The 19,320-nt window shown below is 29.3% G+C and carries 14 protein-coding genes; 6 read left to right on the top strand and 8 right to left on the bottom strand.

Features of this window, described 5'->3' with window-relative positions:
- Positions 1-149 precede the first annotated feature (149 nt).
- Positions 150-2,891: an outer membrane beta-barrel protein gene (locus ACYPV9_RS02620; protein ID WP_459741499.1), complete on the top strand. Its 2,742-nt coding sequence runs from the start codon at positions 150-152 to the stop codon at positions 2,889-2,891.
- A gap of 58 nt (positions 2,892-2,949) precedes the next feature.
- Here ACYPV9_RS02620 and ACYPV9_RS02615 read toward each other — a convergent pair whose 3' ends face one another.
- The 5 genes from ACYPV9_RS02615 to ACYPV9_RS02595 all read right to left on the bottom strand — a co-directional run bounded on the left by ACYPV9_RS02615 (position 2,950) and on the right by ACYPV9_RS02595 (position 9,547).
- Entirely contained in the window at positions 2,950-3,582 is a 633-nt protein-coding gene (locus tag ACYPV9_RS02615) for a Crp/Fnr family transcriptional regulator (protein ID WP_299062436.1), read from the bottom strand.
- 81 nt (positions 3,583-3,663) lie between these two features.
- Positions 3,664-3,795: a hypothetical protein gene (locus ACYPV9_RS02610; RefSeq protein WP_299062440.1), complete on the bottom strand. Its 132-nt coding sequence runs from the start codon at positions 3,793-3,795 to the stop codon at positions 3,664-3,666.
- A gap of 63 nt (positions 3,796-3,858) precedes the next feature.
- Positions 3,859-5,247, bottom strand: coding sequence for a TolC family protein (locus ACYPV9_RS02605; RefSeq protein ID WP_459741498.1), 1,389 nt, complete (start codon positions 5,245-5,247; stop codon positions 3,859-3,861).
- Complete coding sequence (locus tag ACYPV9_RS02600; protein ID WP_459741497.1) at positions 5,204-8,428, bottom strand: efflux RND transporter permease subunit; 3,225 nt, start codon at positions 8,426-8,428, stop codon at positions 5,204-5,206. The genes ACYPV9_RS02605 and ACYPV9_RS02600 overlap by 44 nt, the downstream gene beginning before the upstream one ends.
- A gap of 3 nt (positions 8,429-8,431) precedes the next feature.
- The gene (locus tag ACYPV9_RS02595; RefSeq protein WP_299062446.1) at positions 8,432-9,547 is read right to left on the bottom strand and encodes an efflux RND transporter periplasmic adaptor subunit; all 1,116 of its coding nucleotides are present in this window, start codon (positions 9,545-9,547) and stop codon (positions 8,432-8,434) included.
- 197 nt (positions 9,548-9,744) lie between these two features.
- Here ACYPV9_RS02595 and ACYPV9_RS02590 point away from each other — a divergent pair, with 197 nt between their 5' ends.
- Genes ACYPV9_RS02590 through ACYPV9_RS02575 form a run of 4 tightly spaced genes read left to right on the top strand, consistent with a single transcriptional unit; the run spans position 9,745 to position 13,044 of the window.
- On the top strand, positions 9,745-10,638 hold the full coding sequence (locus ACYPV9_RS02590) for a metallophosphoesterase (protein WP_459741496.1): 894 nt from the start codon (positions 9,745-9,747) through the stop codon (positions 10,636-10,638).
- Between the two features lies 1 nt (position 10,639).
- Positions 10,640-11,812, top strand: a complete 1,173-nt coding sequence (locus tag ACYPV9_RS02585) for a GNAT family N-acetyltransferase (protein ID WP_459741495.1) — start codon at positions 10,640-10,642, stop codon at positions 11,810-11,812.
- Complete coding sequence (locus ACYPV9_RS02580; protein WP_459741494.1) at positions 11,813-12,682, top strand: acyl-CoA thioesterase; 870 nt, start codon at positions 11,813-11,815, stop codon at positions 12,680-12,682.
- Positions 12,683-12,684: 2 nt separating this feature from the next.
- On the top strand, positions 12,685-13,044 hold the full coding sequence (locus ACYPV9_RS02575) for an SdpI family protein (protein WP_077810379.1): 360 nt from the start codon (positions 12,685-12,687) through the stop codon (positions 13,042-13,044).
- Here the strand turns inward: ACYPV9_RS02575 and ACYPV9_RS02570 are convergent.
- Genes ACYPV9_RS02570 through porZ form a run of 3 tightly spaced genes read right to left on the bottom strand, consistent with a single transcriptional unit; the run spans position 13,034 to position 18,557 of the window.
- A complete protein-coding gene (locus ACYPV9_RS02570) occupies positions 13,034-15,508 on the bottom strand; it encodes a TonB-dependent receptor (RefSeq protein WP_459741493.1) in 2,475 nt (824 codons plus the stop codon). The genes ACYPV9_RS02575 and ACYPV9_RS02570 overlap by 11 nt on opposite strands.
- Complete coding sequence (recO, locus tag ACYPV9_RS02565; RefSeq protein WP_299062461.1) at positions 15,508-16,230, bottom strand: DNA repair protein RecO; 723 nt, start codon at positions 16,228-16,230, stop codon at positions 15,508-15,510. The genes ACYPV9_RS02570 and recO overlap by 1 nt, the downstream gene beginning before the upstream one ends.
- A 2-nt stretch (positions 16,231-16,232) precedes the next feature.
- On the bottom strand, positions 16,233-18,557 hold the full coding sequence (porZ, locus tag ACYPV9_RS02560; protein ID WP_459741492.1) for a type IX secretion system anionic LPS delivery protein PorZ: 2,325 nt from the start codon (positions 18,555-18,557) through the stop codon (positions 16,233-16,235).
- Between the two features lie 86 nt (positions 18,558-18,643).
- Here porZ and ACYPV9_RS02555 point away from each other — a divergent pair, with 86 nt between their 5' ends.
- Positions 18,644-19,117, top strand: a complete 474-nt coding sequence (locus tag ACYPV9_RS02555; RefSeq protein ID WP_459741491.1) for a CYTH domain-containing protein — start codon at positions 18,644-18,646, stop codon at positions 19,115-19,117.
- Positions 19,118-19,320 lie beyond the last annotated feature (203 nt).

Genomic DNA, 19,320 nt, shown 5'->3' with positions numbered 1-19,320 from the left:
TTTTAAATAAGATCATTTAAAATTTCTATTAGTAACTCATCAGAAATTAAAGCCGTTAAATTTCCTTAAAGTATTCATAAAGTTCTGTTAAATGGCAAAAACTTCTACTTATTAGTTAAATATTTGCAAAATAATACTAACAAACTCAAATGAAAAAAATATTACTTTTAATTGCTTTTTTAGCGACATCTTTAACCTATTCGCAAAAAAAAGACTTTACAATTAGCGGAATCATAAAATCTGCTGAAGATAAAGAAATGTTAGAATCTGCAACCGTACATGTAGAAAGGTTAAAAGATAGTAGCATTGTTTCTTATACTATTACAGATGCCAAAGGAGATTTTAAGATTGTTTCTAATACAGGTGATTCTAAATTAAAGTTAGTAGTTTCTTTTATTGGTTTCGAGTCATATTCTAAAATTATAGATGTAAAAAATCAAAACGTTGGTACATTATATCTAAAATCTGCCAATACTTTAGATGCTATTGTTATTAGATCTTCTGCGCCAATTACTATTAAAAAAGATACGGTAGAATTTAATGTAAAATCATTTAAAACAAAAGCAGATGCTAATGTAGAAGATTTACTTAAAAAACTACCAGGAGTCGAAGTAGATGCAGAAGGTACAATTACTGTAAACGGTAAAGAAGTAAATAAAATTCTTGTAAATGGTAAACCTTTTTTTGGTAACGACCCTACAATTACAACAAGAAACTTAACAAAAGAAATTATAGAGAAAATTCAGATTTCTGATACAAAAACCAACGCACAAGCATTTGCTGGCGAAGATTCTGATGGAGAAAATAAAACAATAAACTTAACCATAAAGAAAGAAAACAATAAAGGTTATTTTGGTAAAGTAGCTGCGGGTATAGGTACAGATGATCGTTATGAGTATGCTGGTTTAGGAACTCGTTTTGAACAAAGTGAACGAATAGGACTTTTAGCCGGTGGAAATAATATAAACTCGCCAGGTTTTAGTTTTGGTAATCAAAGACTTCGTTTTGGTGGTAATAATAGAAGTTTTGGTGGCGGACAAGGTATTATTACATCAAATAATTATGGTGTAAATTACATTAACGTGTTCAAGAAAATTTTTGAATTTTCTGGAGATTATTTTTACAAAAACAGTGAGTCTAAAAACACTTCTTCTAACAATAGAGAAACGTTTTTATCTAACGGTGAAAGTTTTTTTAGAAACTCTAATAGCAATTCTGTAAACGAAAGCGATAGCCACGATGCAAGTATCGATTTCGAAATTGAAATTGATAGTACTTTTAGAATAGATATTGAATCTGATTTTAACAAGAACTTAAATACAAACACTTTTAACAGTATTTCAGAAAGTTTAAATAATGATAGAACACTTACCAACGATTCTGAAACAAATTCTGTTGCAGATTCTGATAGAAATCAATTTGATAATGAAATTAACTTTTCTAAAAGATTTGGTAGTAAAGGTGCCTTTATAAGAGCGGAAGTAACAGCAAATTTTAGCGATAATAAAACAGATGATTTTGTAAAGTCTGAAACAAACATTTATGGCTCTAATCCTGATCAAATTATCAGAAATCAATATTCTGACGGAAAAACAGAGGTTAAAGAAATTGGTAGTGAATTTACATACCGTTTACCAATTATGGCTAATAAATTATTTTTAGATGTTGCTTATGCATATGGCAATACAAAAACGAAAACAAAACGTAGTACTTTCGATTTTGATCAAGCTACTAACGATTTTACAAGTTTTAGTACTTTATTAAGTACAGATTTCGAGTATTTAGATAAAACGAAAAGACCAAGTTTAGAGTTAGAGTTTAGAAATGATAAATGGTCTGCATCAGCAGAAATAGCTCAAGTAAATAGAACTTTAGAAAACGTAGATTTTTTAAGACCAGAGACTAATTTAGTAAGAGATTTTAACAATTTAGAATATGGTTTTGGTGTTCGTTTTAGAGAAAGCAGAAGTAGTAGATATCGTTTAAGATATCGTTTTAGAAATAACACACCTAGTTTGTCGCAATTACAACCTTTTAGAGATGAATCTAATCCTTTAAATATTGTAACAGGTAATCCTTCTTTAACACCTTCTAAAACGCATTCTTTAAACTTTGGAGCCTCTAACTTTAACTGGCAAAAAAGAACTGGATTTTGGTCTTTTGCTAGCCTTACATTTACAAATGATAGAGTTGTTGCAAAAACTATTATAGATCCTAACTCTTTAATTAGAGAAACTACGTATGCAAATGTAGACGGTTTTTATAGTATTAGAGGTGGTGGTAGTTATAGCACAACAAAAAAATGGGAAGATTTTGGAAGTTTAAGAACAGAATTTAGAGTTTTTGGTAACTATAATAAAAACATCAACTTTAATAATGGCATACAATACTCTAGTAAAACAGCTACTATTTCGCCAAGAATTGGTTTTGATTTTAACTGGGATAAAGTACTTCAAATTAGGCCAGAATATTCAATTTCATTCAATAATAACAAATATGATATCGAAAGTTTTGAGGATAGAAATTTTGTAAGTCATGATGTTACGATACAAACTGCAACATTTTTACCAAAAAAATTAGAATGGAGAAATGATATCAACTATAATTACAACCCTAATATTGCAGATGGATTTCAAAAAAGTGCTTGGTTCTGGAACACAACTTTGCGTTATTCTATCTTAAAAGATCAAGGTGCTATAAGTTTAAAAGTTTATGATATTTTAGACCAAAATACCAATGCAAGAAGAGTTGCAACAGAAGATTATATTCAAGATTCTTCTAGTACAGTTTTAAATCAATACGCCATGTTATCTTTTACCTGGAAATTTAATAGTTTAGGCAGCGCTGGTAAAAAATTTGAAGGCGGAAACAGAAGTAGATATAGAGGTTAACCCCACAATATAATATTAAATAAAAAAGCCCGATAAATTAGTTTATTGGGCTTTTTTATTAAAGTTCTAAAATTTTAATACTGTTTCTATGAAGCTCTATTTTATGCTCATTTTCTAATTGCTTTAACAATCTAGAAATTACAACTCTCGATGTATGTAAGTCTTCGGAAATTTGCTTGTGCGTAACCTTTAAAACATCGTTATGTGTTACCATAGCTTTATCTTTTAAATATTTAAAAAGACGTTCATCCATCTTTAAAAAAGCAATAGTATCTACTGCAAGCAGAAGTTCTTCTACCCTATTGTGGTAACTCTGCAAAATAAAAGATTGCCAAGACTTGTATGAGCTTAACCATGCTGTCATCTTTTCTTTTGGCAACATTATTAACGCTACATCTGTTTCTGCTACCGCTCTTATTTTACTTTTTGTTTGCCCCATACAACAAGATAATGTCATTGCACAAGTATCTCCTTTCTCTAAATAATATAAAACTAACTCTTCGCCTTTGTCATCTTCTCTTAAAATTTTTATAGCTCCAGAAAGTAATAACGGCATAGATGTTATGTAATCTCCACGATCTATAATTGTAGATTCTGCTTTAAAAGTTTTAGAAACACCTATTTCTGTAATTTCTTGTATTAAACTATCTTCAAAAAGATATCCAAAATTAGTAGCTAAATCGTTTGCCATTTTATAAATTTTAAAAGAGAATAAAAATAATAAAATGATTTTACGTAAAGTATTTTAAACCTATTAAAGATTTAAGTTTGTTTATTTTACTTTCTTATCAGAATTTATCAATAAAAAGATTGCTACTATTAAACCTATTACTACAATTGCGAAAACACCAATCATAATTGTACCGTTTACCCAAGAAACTAGCGGAAAATTTAAAAAGCCCATAATTTTAAGTTTATTACAAAACTAAAAACTATGGACTTTAAAATTTATGATAAAAATCAGGTTTTAAAAGTCTACATTTAAAATATCACCACTTAATTGCAACAATTGAAGTTCGATTAATTTTGCATCATACTTAGCATTATTTAATGCAGTTTTAGAATTTATAAGGTTTATTTGAGCCTGTCTAAACTCTATTGATGTTACTTGTCCTAACTTATATCGCTCTTGCGTTCTTTTAAAATTATTTTCTGTAGTTAAAACATTTGTTTCTTGAGCTTTTAAAATAAATAACTGATTTTGATAATTTTCCCAAGTATTTTTTAAGTTGTTTTCTATAGTTATTTTTTGTTGTTCTAACAATATTTGCTGATTCTCTAATGCAATTTTAGAATTGGCAATTCTTGTTTTTGTTGCACCTCCATCAAAAATATTCCAAGTTAAATTGATACCTGCATTTAAACCATCAGACGTAATTAATTTTGCCCCAAAAGGATTGATCAAATTCTCGTTTCTGGTTCTATTATACCCGTAAGAAGCATTAAAATTTAAAGATGGTAAATAACTTGCTTTGTTAATTTTGATATTAAACTCACTTATAGCAATATTTTTTTCATTCTGTTTTAAAAGTGAATTATTTTCTAATGTTTTATTTTTTAAATCATTAAAACTTAACATATTGTTATAAGTAACATCTGTTTCTACAGAAAAATTTACATCGTTTTTTTTACCTAAAATAACATTTAAACCACGTTTTGCATTGTTTAATTGTTGTTTTGCTGCAATTAAAGAAATACTATCGTTATTTACATCTACTTGCGCATTTAAAAATTCTAATTTGGTAGATTGACCATAATCATATTGATATTGTGCACGTTGTAAACGCTGTTTAGAAATGGTAAGTGCTTCTGTTAAGTTGTCTGCGTTTTCTGATAAACGAGCAATTTGAAAATAAGTTGTAAACAATTGCAAATACGTATTTTCTATAGTTTCTCTAGCTTGCAACTCGGTTAAATTATAAGTTTCTTTTAATTGCTCTACATTATATTTACGACCAAAACCATCAAAAATTGTATAGTTTACTGCAAGTGAAGCATTGTACGTTTTTGCTACAACACCATTACCAGATATTTCAGAATCGTCACCAGTATCTCTATCCGTAAATATTAAACTCTGATTGTTTCTACTATAATTTGCACCAGAATTAAAAGTTGCAGTTGGTAATTTACCTGTATTATAAATACTTGTGTTGTTCTCTGCAATTTCTATATTATTCTTAGCTATTTTAATCCCGAAATTATTTTCTAATGTTATTTCTAACGCTCTTTCTTTGGTTAAAATTTCTTGAGAAACCATTTGTAAGGTCGATAAAAACACGACTACTAATATTGTTTTTCTTACCAATATCATATTATTCTTCTTTTGAATTAATCTTAAGAGTTTCTTCTTCTTCATCTACCTTAGCCTCTATAATTGCTCTTTCTACCTCTTCTTTTGTTACAGCTTCTCCGGTTTTTAACCATTTAGCCTTTACTTTAATAGAGTTAGACACAGACAGTAAAATAGGCAACATTACTAGCGTTAAAACAGTTGCTATTGCAATACCATAAGAAATTGAAATTGCCATTGGTATTAAAAATTGTGCTTGTCTACTTTTTTCTAATAATAAAGGTGCCAAACCAGCAACTGTAGTTAAAGACGTTAAAAATATTGCTCTAAAACGAGATTGACCAGCAGCTATTAAAGCATCATCGTATTTCATACCTTCTTTAAGATAGTTATTAAACTTACCAATTAAAACCAAACCATCGTTTACCATAATTCCTATCAAGGCAATAATTCCTAAGAATGATAGAATACCAATTGGAAAATTATGAAAATAATGTCCCCAAACAACACCAATCATACTAAAAGGAATCATGATGATTAATAAAATTGGCTGACTGTAAGAACGGAACGTAAATGCGATTACAATATAAATTAGTAATAAAATAATAGGTCCAACAACATTTACCGAATCTGTTGTTTTTTTTGCTTCTCTATTTTGACCTTCATATAAAGGTGAAACTGTTGGATATTTAGATATTATTTCTGGCATTATCCTATCTTTTATATCATCTAAAATTTCTGTTGCACTTGTTTCTAGATCTTTTAAATCTGCTGTAATTTGAATTTCTCTTTTACCTTTTAAGTGATTAATTGCAATATCTCCTCTGGCAATTGTATAATTTGCAATTTCAGAGAACGCAACTCTAGTACCAGAAGGTGTAGAAATTCGCATATCATCTAAATTCTTAATAGAAGATCTATCTTTTTTATCATAACGAACCCAAACTTTAATTTCATCTTGACCTCTTTGAAATCTTTGTGCCTGAAATCCGAAGAAACCATATCTAATTTGCGCCATTATTGCTTGCAAATTCAAGCCTAACAAATATGCATTGTCTTTTAGAGTAATTTGAATTTCTTTAATTCCGGCAGGATCATTATCTGCAATATCTTTAAGAAGTGCATTATTTTCTAACTCTTGTTTAAGTTCTTGTTTAGCCGCTTTTAACTCGCTAATATTATTTCCTAACAGAGAAACCGCAACCGGACTTCCTCCAAAATTACCACCAGAACCAAAAGTTAAACTTTCTACACCATAAACTTTACCAACTTTATCGCTAATAGAATTTGTAATTTCTGGTGACGAAAAATCTCTAGCTTCACCAGGTAAAAGGTTTACCGTTAGAGTTGCGTTTGCACTTCCCGGACCAATTCTTTTAATAACATTTTCTACAACAGATATATTACCTGTTTGTTTTTCTGTGTATTCTGTATTTGTTAACCATACTTTTTCTTCTATAGAAGAAATTATAGAATCTGTAATTTGTTCGTTTGTACCTTGTGGCATTGTTAAGGTTATTTGAACTCTATCACTTGCTATTCTAGGAAAAAATGCTTGTTTTACAATACCGGCATTCATGGCCATAATACTAAATATTACAAGCGCAATTGGTAAAGACAATGCAAAAATTTTGTTTTGCAAACAGAACTTTAAAAAAGGCATGTAAAAAGTATCTCTTAATTTCATTAACAACCTATCTGCTGCCTTGTTTACTTTTGTAAAGAAGGTATCGATAACATTGGTTTTTTTCTCTTCTCCGTTTTCTTCTCTTTTTCTTTCTAAAGCTTTAGAATGTGCTATATGCGCAGGCAAAATTACCAATGCTTCTACCAAAGAAACCGTTAATGTTAATAATACAATTGTAGAAACTTCACCAAAGAAACTTCCTATTCTACCATCTACAAAGAAGAATGTAGAAAACGCAATAATTGTAGTTAAGATAGCAGATACAATTGGCGGAATAACTTCCATTGTACCATCAATTGCTGCATTTATTTTAGATTTTCCTAAGTCGTAATAATGATGATAAATATTCTCTCCGATTACGATACCATCATCAACCAAAATACCAATAACGATTATCATACCAAATAATGATAATACATTAATTGTCACATCAAACTGAGCCGCAAAAATAAACATTCCGAAAAACGCTACAGGCAAACCAAATGCTACCCAAATTGCCAATCTTAAATTTAAAAATAATGCCAAGAAAAACAACACCAATAAGATACCTACAACTCCGTTTTCTATTAATAATTTAGTTCTACCATTTAATGTAATAGAAGCGTCACTAGAAATATTTAACTGTACGTTTTGTTGTTGCTGATTAAATTTATGAATGTATTCTTTAATTTTATCTGCAGAACTAATTAAATCTTCGTTATTTGTATTACTAACTGTAACATTAATTGCTAAATTACCGTTGTAATACAACCTATCTGGCGTTTCAGACCAAGTATCGTTAACTTTTGCAATATCTTTTAAGCGAATAATATTACCATCTGTAGATGTTCTAACTATTAAATTCTGAAGTTCTACACCATAATAAGAACGGTTACTTGCTCTAATTAAATAATCTTCTTCAGATGTTTTTATGTTACCACCAGTAATTAAAATATTAGAGTTTCTTATGGCATTTGCAACCTCTGTAAAAGACATATTATAAGAACGTAAATCGTTTTCTCTAACAGAAATTTCTATTTCTTCGTCTGGAAAACCAGAAATTGCTACTTGCGAAATTCCTTCGATTCCTCGAATATCATTTTCTACATTTCTAGCATATTGTTTTAAAGATTTTAAAGAAACATTTTCTCCACTAACCGTAAAACTTATTGTTGGTCTTATGCTTTCTACCTTTGCAATTACTGCGGGTTCCATACCAGAGGGAAATGACGGAACTCTATCTACAGCATTTTTAACATCAGATAAAACAACATCTATATCTTTACCTTTTTCTACTTCGATATTTACACTTGCAGAGTTTTCTCTGGAAACAGATGTTACTCTTTCTACACCTACAATTCCTTTTAAATTGTCTTCAATTTTTAAAACAACACCTTCTTCCATTTCTGCTGGTGAGGCACCAGGATACGCTAAACTTATTTGAATAAGTTGCGAGTCTACCAGCGGAAAAAACGAAGATTTCATGCTGATTGCACCAACTGCTCCAAAAATAATAAATGCAAGAATCATTACATTTACAGCAACGGGATATTTAATAAAATAAGTAATGATTTTTTTCATAGTTTACTTCTTTTTATTAATTTTTACAATCATTCCGTCGAAAGCTCCTGGTAAAGTTTGTGTTAAAATTTTTGCATCATTTTCTACACCTTTAATTACAACTTTATCTGTTCCAAAATATACTGGTTGCACAGAAACTAAACTTAAAATACTATCGTTTTTAACTGTATAAATCGCGGTATTATCTATTAACAATTTTCTAGGTATTTCAATTGCATCAGATTCTGATTTGGCTACTAAATTTGCTTCTAAAAACATCCCTTCTTTTAGCTCTTTATGTTTTACATCTATAAAAGCTTTTATTGTTTGCGAAACCTGATCTACTTTACCATTTACTCGAACTACTTTACCTGTATATTCTTTTGTTTTTTCTAGGTTTGATAATGTTACAGAATTGCCTACTTTTAATAAATCTGCAAATTCAGAATTTATAGAAACTTCCATTTCGTAAACACTTGGGTCGATAAACTCGCCTAACTTTTGCCCAACTCTTACCAAAGAACCCGGACTAACAAGTGCTTCTGTTAAAACACCAGAAAAAGGTGCCCTAATTTTATATTTAGACAAACGAACTTCTAAATTTTTTACATTATAATATGCTGTTATAATACCTCTACCAGAGATAAAATACTTTTCTTTATCCGAAGAAAATTTTGGTATTTTAGGTGTAGAATTATTCATATTAAAGCCTTTTAAATAAGTTTCCCACTTACTAAACTCGTTCGGATAATCTAACCTTAAATCTGGTAAAATAGCAGTAATTAAATTGTATAAATTACTTTTTTGAGATTGTAAACTAGCGTAAAATTCATCATTATTAAGACTTAAAAGTGTTTCGCCTCTGTAATAATTGGTACCTGGTTTAAATAATTTATTTGAAGTTTTTAAAACACCTTGTACTTCAGAGAAAATTTCTATTTTATTTTTTGCAGTTAAATTTCCGCTAGCAGATAAAATAATAGGAATTTCTTTATTTTCTACATTTTCTACAAATACAGTTTTAATCTGTTTATTAAATTTTGGTTTTGGTTTTTGATTTTTATCAATAAGGTAATTTCCTAATAATATTGCTCCTGCAATACTCAATACTCCTAGAATGGCTAGAATAACTTTTCTCATAATTGGTTTTGTTTCACTTTTTAATAGTTCGTAAAAAGTTTTCTTGTGGTTGGCACAAAGATACTTTTTATGACTCTAGCTATTTGGTAAAGTTTAAAACCAACTATGTTAAAGAAACGTTATAATTTACAAATAAAACTCGTATTTATAAAACCTCACTTTTTTTTAGCATCTTTATAACTTTAAAATCTGTAAAAATGTCTTCTAATAAAAGGATTTCTCGTGCTTATAAAAATGCTAAAAGAATTTGCTTTAATGCAGATTCTAAATTTGTATTTTTTAGTGATTCTCATAGAGGTAATAATGGCTTTGCAGACGATTTTGCTAGAAATAGAAACATGTTTAAGCACGCCTTAGAACATTACTACACTAATAATTTTACTTACATAGAATTAGGTGATGGCGACGAGTTATGGGAAAACCGACGTTTTGAAAGAATTTTTAGAGCAAATAAACACATTTACTTGTTGCTTAAGAAATTTAATGATAAAAATAGATTGCATTTTATTTGGGGAAATCATGACATGAAATATAAAAACCCTGCAATAATTCGTAAGAATTTACATTATTATTACGACTCTGTAACAGACACACAAAAAGAGCTACTAATTGGTGCATCTTTTTCTGAAGCAATAATTTTAGAAGAAGAAAGTAGTGGAAAAGGAATTTTTCTATTACACGGACATCAAGCAGATTGGTTTAATTATGTTTTTTGGAGATTGAGCAGCTTTTTAGTAAAAACGTTATGGAAACCATTACAAATCCTAGGTTTTTCAGACCCTACAAGTCCGGCTCAAAATTTTAAAGAACGTATAAAAGTAGAACATAAGTTAGAAAAATGGATTATGGAAAATAACAATCAAATGATGATTACAGGTCACACCCACAGACCACGTTTTCCTGATAAAAGCGAAATCCCGTTTTTTAATGATGGTAGTTGTGTTCACCCAAGATCTATAACAGGTATTGAAATAGAAAACAACAAAATCACACTTATAAAATGGCACATAATAACCAACAGTGATGGCACTATGCAAATACAAAGAACCATTTTAGAAGGGCCAGAAAACTTAAATCATTATATGAATTAATTTGATTTGTTGTACAAACACAAATACCGCACTTTATTTCTCTTCTATTGATGAAATTCCGTCTAAAACCCTAAAAGAATTAGGATGTTTAGATAATCTATATTTTAATCCTAATTTTTTAAAATCTTTAGAAATAAATCATCCAAATATTACATTTTCTTACGTAATTTTAGTTGATAATTTTAAAAATCCTATAGCATTTGCTAGCTTAAAAATAGTAGACTTTCATTTAAAATCTATAAAAGATAATTTTGATTTCTTAAAGAATATTGGTAGAAAACTGCATCTTTTTCCATACAAAAAACCATTAAAATTATTGATTTGTGGCAACACATTTGTTAGCGGAGAACATGGTGTCTTCATCAAAAACAATCAAGATAAAAAAGCTGTTGTTAAAGAACTGGCTAAAAGCATTTATCATTATGTAGATTCTGATAAAAAATTAAAAAAACAAATCGATGCTTTTTTAATAAAAGATTTTATCGATGCTTCTTTAAATATTACTAACGGTTTAAAAACATACAATTATCATCCTTTTTCTGTAGAACCAAATATGGTTTTAAAACTGAATACAAATTGGTTAAATTTTGATGATTATTTAGCGGCTTTAAAAACGAAATTTAGAGTAAAGGCAAAAAAAGCGTTTAAACAGAGTAAAGAATTGGTAATTGAAGATGTTACACTTGCATCCGTAGAAAATATTTTACCTAAAATTAAATCATTATACACCAAAGTAGCAACCAATGCTAGTTTTAATTTGGTAGATTTTAATTTAGAAACTTATGTAAATTTAAAAGAAAAGTTGGGTGAAAATTATATTTTAAAAACGTTTCGTTTAAACAACAAAGTGGTAGGTTTTATATCTGGCGTTATTAATAAAAGTACTTTAGATGCACATTTTGTTGGTATCGATTATCAATTAAACAGAGAATTTGCTATTTATCAAAGAATGCTATACACTTATATAGAAATTGCTATAAAACATAAGTTAAATACTATTAATTATGGACGAACAGCAAGCGAAATTAAAAGTTCTGTAGGTGCAACACCACAAAATTTAACAATGTATCTTCGTCACAAGAAAACCATAAAAAACAAAATTTTAAAGTTATTTTTGCAAAGAGTTCAACCAACTCCTTTTCAACAAAAATTTCCTTTTAAAAAACAAAGTTAAATGCAAACTATACAAGAATTAATAAACCTTTTAAATCTAGAAAAAGTAGGCGAAAATATATTTAGTGGAAATAGTTATACTATTGGTAGTCCGCAAGTTTTTGGCGGACAAGTTTTAGCACAAGCTGTTAATGCTGCTCATAAAACAATTCCAGAAAATAGATTTTTACATTCTTTACATGGTTATTTTTTGGAAGCAGGAGATTTAAGCGTACCTATTAATTATAAAGTGGAAGAAGTTAGAAATGGCGGAAGCTTTTCTACAAGAAGGGTAACGGCTATACAACACAATAAAACGATTTTTATACTAGCAGCGTCTTTTCATCAACAAGAAGATGGTTTTGAGCATCAAGCAAACTTTAACAAAGACATTAAACAACCAGAAGAACTTTTAAGTTGGGATGATATGCTTGATAAATTTGGAGATTTTTTACCAAAATCAACTAAAGAATTTTTAAACGTAAAAAGACCAATAGAGTTTAAACCTGTTAGAGTTCCTAATCCTTTAGATCCAAAAAACTTACCACCTACAGAGCAAGTTTGGTTTCGCTTAAAAGGAGAGTCGCAAAAATTAGATTTTAGAACTAAGTTAGAAATTCTTACCTATATTTCTGATTACAACATACTTAATGCTGCTTTTAACCCAAATGCAAGTAAGCATAATTTTGGAAACACGCAAACTGCTAGTTTAGACCATTCTATGTGGTTTTTTAGAGATTTTGATTTTAATGATTGGATGCTCTTTACAGCAGAATCACCAAATGCTTTTGGTGCTAGAGGTTTATCTAGAGGAAATATTTTTACAAGAAAAGGAAAATTAATAGCTTCTTTTGCACAAGAAGGGTTGTTAAGACCAAAAAAGAGAAAATAATTATGAATGATGCTTTATTATACATATTAACAACCAACGGTTTACTATTTTTATTGAGTATAATATTTTGGAAATTTCCACCGAAAAAAATTAATAGTATCTACGGATACAAAACACCTAAAGCAATGCAAAATCAGCAAATTTGGGATTTTGCAAACAGTACTTTTAATAGAAGTTTATTAATTTATGCAGGTTTGTCTTTTATTGCTTGTTTAGCTTTTACCACTTTATTAAACGCTAATTTAACTTGGCAACCAATGGCATTTGTATTTTTATCTGTAATTGTAAGTATCGTAAAAACAGAAAAAGCTTTAAACGAAAACTTTACTGATGAAGGTAAAAAGAAAAAGCTTAAAAAGTAGCCATTAAAGAGATTGATAAATTTCTACCAGGAGAAGCAACACCAGAAGCAAACTCTATATAATGTTCGTCTAACAAATTATCTAATCTTGCTTGCACAGATATATTATTATTAACTGCATATTTACCATTTAAGCCTAAAGTTGCCCAACTTGGTGTGCCAAAATAAATATCTGTTTCTGTAGCACCGTTTTCATTAACAACAGGTGTTAAATCGTGGTTATCGATACCTTCTGTAATATTAAAATCTTCTATATCTTTTTTTGCATTAAATCTAACAGCTGCACCTAATTCTATTTTATTTACTTTATAGTTTATACCAAACTGGCCAAATAATGGCGGAATTGAAGACATTGGTTCATCTGTATCATAAGTACGCCCTTTTGTATAGGTAATAAAGCCTGTTGTATTCCAAACATCAGAAATTTTACCTAAATAATTTGCAGTAAACCCAGTTATGTAGGCTGTTTCTTTGTTTTGATTAGAAACTGCGTTACCAAATTCACCATCAAACTCTACTTGTTGTACACTACCGTCTGCATCATAAACAAAATCTCTCTGAATGTAATTATCTAATAATGTGTAATAAACATTTGCACCAAATCGGAATCTTTTGTTATTAAAGTATTTTTGAATGCCTAGTTCTGCACTATACGCATACTCTGGTGTAACATTTATATTTGGCACGGTAACATTGCCAGATTTTTCTCGAACTCTACCTACATCATCTATGTTTGGAGACCTAAAACCAGATGATAAGACGCTGTTTATTTGCCAATTCTTATTGGGTTTAAAAACGTAACCTAAAGTAGCAGTAACTGCAGAATGATTTGCTTCGATATCTTTTTCTGGTAGCTGAATAAATGTTTGATCTATCCATTTAGCTTCTAAATGTGTGTTTGTAAATCTTATTCCAGAATTTAAAGTAGATTTAGCACTAAGATCTTGTCTATAATCTACATAAACTGCAGAACTTAAATAACTACTGCCACCATCAGGATAACGAGATTGTACTTTAAAACTGTTAGAAAAGCCATTAATTTGATTGTTTTCAATATTTAGTTCTCTTCCGTAAGAATTTGAACCAACATCATTATATGCCAATTCAAAACCATAAGAAAGTGTTCTTTTTTTGTCTTCTGTTAAAGAGACAGAAAAATCTCCGTTCAAACTAAAAATATCTACAGATTCTTCTCTGTAAGAACGCTTTAAGCTACCAAATTTTCTTTGAATTCTGCTTTCTTGCAAATTTTGATAAGCTGCAGTAACAACTCCTTTTTCTAGCCAATTTTTGTTAGCATCAAATAATAATTGAGATGAAATTAACAATCTATCTTGTGGCCCATAATACCATTCTGCAAATTTTAATTCGCCACCGCTTAACTCTGTTAACCTATCAAATCTTGGTATATCTGATGTAGTGGAATATTGTAAATTAATTTTTAAATCTGCATTTTTATGTAAAGGCACAAAAAACTTCTGTAAAACATCTGTTTGGTTGTACCCTGTATTTCTTTGCAAATTTGGATCAAAATTTGGTGTTGGACTCTCTTTGTAGTTTCCATTTACATTTTCCGAATAAAAGAATACTTTTCCCCAATCATCAAAACCGTGTCTTCTATTTTCACCTGCTTTTAAATCGCCAAAATCACTATAAGACACACTTGTTAAAGAAGCCCAATTTTTGTTTCTAATTTCTGCTGTAACATTTGTAGTAATTTCGTGGTTAACAGTAGAAAATCTAGAAAAAAACTGACTTTTAACTTCCTTTTCTTCTGATAGCCTTGGTGTTTTTGTATAATAATGAATTACACCACCTAGCGCATCTGAACCATAAAGAACAGATGAGGGTCCAAAAACAACTTCAGTTTTCTCTAAAATATTTGGTGTAACAGTAATAGAACTTTGCAAATGTCCTTTTCTATAAATTGCATTATTCATTCTAACACCATCTACAACCAATAAAACACGATTAGATTCCATTCCCCTAATTACCGGACTTCCACCTCCAAATTGAGATTTTTGAACTTTTATACCTGGTATTGTTGCCAATAAATCTGCAGACGTTTGTGGTGATATATCTTGAATATCTTTAGAATTTAAAACCGCAACCTGTTCTGCTATTCTATATGTTTTTTCTTCTTTTTTAAATAAAGATAAAACAACTTCGTCTAACTGTTCAGATTCTTTGGATAAAGAAATGATATAATTTTTGTTCTTTAATACAGATTTTTTAACTCTTAAAACGGCATATGCTAAATGAGAGAAAATAACATATTCGTTCTCTTTAAAATCAGAAATATCTATTAAACCAAACTTATTAGTAGTTAGGTTAATAGTTTGGTTATCATTAAAAACACTAACATTTTTAATAATTTTACCTGTTTGCTTGTCTAAAACTTTAACATCTTGTGCATAAGTTATACCTGCGACAAAAAAAACGATTGTAAGTAAAAATTTCTTCATTAATTAAAAACTGCTTCTAAAATTTGCAATGATTTAGGTTTTCTAAAGCCATCCAAATGTAATTCAAAATACCTAATTATGGTTTTTAATACCATTTGCCTTTCATTTTTACTGAAAGATACGCTCTCTATACTATCAAAATTTATGCCTAACAGCTTTTTAAATTGATAAAATTCGTTTCCAGAAATAACATTTATGTCAACTGTTGATTTTGAGAAACTTCCGTTTAATAAATCGAAGCCAAATAAAGTCTCATTTGTTGTATCAGGATAAAAACCTAAAAAACGAGAAGCGTTTAAAAGAAAAAGCAAATGAAAATTGGCAATTTTATCATGAGAGTCTAACCAATTTAATCCTGCTTCTAAATAATTGTAAAATGCTGTATTGCTTTCTTCTTCTTGAATACTGTTAGACAAAACTTCAGAAATAAATAGCACAACAGATTGTTTTACAATATCTCTGTAAATAGAAGTGTACGGATTTAAAACTTGAACTTCTTTTAATGTATTTAAAGTGCTCTTATTATTATGATTTGCTACAATTGTTAATTGTGTTAAAGGTTGAAAGTAAGCAACTTTGATTCCGCCTTTTTTAGCTTTCAAAACGCCTTTAATAATGTAAGATTTTACACCTTCTTCATATGTAAAACATTTAACTATTAAACTTGTATCGCTATATTTTAAACTACTTAAAACAATAGCTTTTGTTTTAATTGCAGCCATTACTAATTAACAATTGCTATTTTGGTTATAGATGTTTCTGATGCATCATCATTAGATAGCAGTACAATATAAATGCCCGAAGCAACTTTTTTACCAGACAAATTTTCTTTGTTCCAAACTACTTTACCTCCTTGAAGCTCTTGGCCTTCTACAACGTTAGTTTCATAAACCAAATTACCTGCTACATCTACAATTTTAACATTTGTTCCTTTTGGTAAATGAGTGCCGTTTCTACCATCTATTGTAACAGTTTCATGATTTTTTAAGGCAGGATTTGGATACGCGTAAACTTCACCTAAAACATCACCAAAAGGCGCTACTTTACTGTTATAAGCTACAATACCTTTATCTGTTGCAAAATATACTTTACCCGTAGAAGTATCTACACTAATTTTTAAAATTCTATTAGATGGTAAAGGTGAGTTTTGCTTACTAAAATTTGCTAAAGTAGTTTGTCCGCTTGGGTTTGTGTAAATAACGCCTCCATTATCAGTACCAATCCATTTATTATCTGCACCATCAATAGAAATACTATTGATTGCTTGGTCTCCTCCTAATTTTTTCGGGATTCCGTCATCTAAAATAATTACAGGATTTGCATTAGTAACTGTTTCTTCGAAAACACCAGAGGCATTTGTATAAACAACCAAACCAGATTTTGTACCTAACCAAACTCTATTGCTTTTATCTACCGCAACGGTAACAACAGAAGCGTCTGGTAAATTACCCAAATTAGGTGTTGCTATTAAAGATTTCTTACGGTTTCCGTTTTCATTAAATACAAAAACTCCATTATTTCTAGAACCATACCAAATACTATTATTCCTATCTATTGCCATTTCACTTAAGCCAAAAGCTGCATTGGTTTTTACAGAACTCATATCAAAACTAGACCATTGCCCATTGGTAGATAGTTTCTTAAGCTCGTTGGGTACACCAATATTTGTTACCCATAAATTACCTTGGCTATCTATTGCAGAACCAACAATTCTAATAGTTACTCTATTAGGGTCTGTTGCTTCTATATCTTCTAACGGACTATTTAATTGATTATAAAACGTAGTAATTTCATCATTTTCTACTACCATCAAACCACCAGTAGCAACACTATTTATATTATTTGTATCTCCTAAAGAACTTATGTAAACTTTATTTTCTTGATTAGGATCTATAGTTACATAGCTTAAATCTGTTACCGGAAAGCTAGAATTATAATTAGTGTTCACCCAATTTTCTCCGTTAAAATGACTAAATCCTGCCTTGTTAAAGGTTGGCCCGTAAACAGCATTATAACCTCCATAAACAATCCATAAGTTATTATTTGCAGAAGCAATAGAAAAAGCACTGTTTGCCAACGGACCTTCTGGGTGAATTTCTAGGTAATTAGTAGGGTTAGAAATATTTGATACCAAAACACCAAACTCTTTTGTTGCAATGTAGGCCAAATTGTTCTCAAAAAAACAAGTATTCACACTATAATCAAAACTAGAATTGGAGCTAAAAGTTGCCTGTATTCCCATGGTTGAGTTTAATACAACTGCACTTTTATTTAAAGCAATATTTAAATGTGTTTCTGATGCCTTTATTGCTACAATATTTTCAGAAAAACTTCTTATTTGATTTAAAATACTACCATCATACGCAAATAAATTTTTATTTTCCGACACATATAAGTTGTTCAAAAAAGAAATCGACTTAAAACTTCTGCCATTAAATTGTTGCTGCCAATTATTATAATCTATCAATAAATTACTATTTACATCAGCTTTAAAAATACCAGAATCTGTTGCCGCATAGATAATTTCATTATGTACTAATGTTTCATTAATTTTTACTGATGTAGAATTGTTTCCTATAAAAAAAGTATCGCCAAATTCTAACTTTTCTATATCGTAAACTACTATTGCAAATGGTGTTGCTAAAAATAGTTTATTACCGTATTCTGATATATGATTGATGCTTTTCTCTCCGGATTGACTAAAATTAATAATATCTGATGAAATTGTAATTGAACCATCATTATCAACAACTTCTACCAAACCATTTTCGTAACCAATAATTAATCTTTGATATGTTTTGTTATAATAAATTGAAGTTGTAGTTTCTCCAGACAAACCTTGTACAGAAGATAATTTATTAATATCGCCTGATAAAAGATTGTATGTAAAAACAGCATTATCTGCTAATGCATAAATTACATTATCTACCTTTGTAAAATCTTTAACATTATTATAAGAGTAAAAATCTTCCCAAGAATCACTATAATCTGTTTGAGAATATATTATTGAAGAGAGGATGAAAATATAAAGAGTTACTATTTTTTTCATGAAGATAAATTAATAAATCAAAGATATTTATTTATTGTTACAATAACGCTAAAACACATTACATTAGTACAAAATACAACACTTTTATGAGTATAGAAATAGAAAGAAAGTTTTTGGTAAAAAACTTAGACTTTAAAAAAGAAAGTTTCGATAAAAAATATATTAAACAAGGCTATTTAAATTCTGATAAAAATAGAGCCGTAAGGATTAGAATTGCAGATAACAAGGCTTATTTAACCATAAAAGGAAAATCTAATTTAGAGGGCACTACCAGGTTTGAATGGGAAAAACAAATTGACTTAATGGAAGCAGAAAGTTTATTTTTATTATGCGAACCAGGTATTATAGAAAAACATCGATATTTGGTTTCTTACCAGTCATTAATTTTTGAAGTAGATGAATTTAATGGAGATAATAAGGGTTTAATAATTGCTGAAGTAGAACTAACTTCTGAAAATCAAAAAATTGAAAAGCCAAATTGGTTGGGTAAAGAAGTTACCGGAGACGTAAAGTACTATAACTCAAACATAAGTAAGTTTCCTTTTAAAAATTGGGTATAAAAAAACCTCGAACTTGCTGTTCGAGGAAATTTAATAAACCTACCCCCTAAATAAATTTATAAATACCCAAAAATCAATTAACAAAAGTCAATATCGTTTTGAGCGCCACAAAATTAAAGCTTTTTTTAACATTTCCCAAAATTATTATTACATTTTAAGAAATTGTAAGCAAATCGACAATAAATCTTTAAGAAAAGTCAATA

The sequence above is a fragment of the Polaribacter sp. OB-PA-B3 genome (assembly GCF_054589375.1).
The sequence above is the reverse complement of the archived record's forward strand: the minus strand, read 5'-3'. Positions and strand labels throughout refer to the sequence as shown.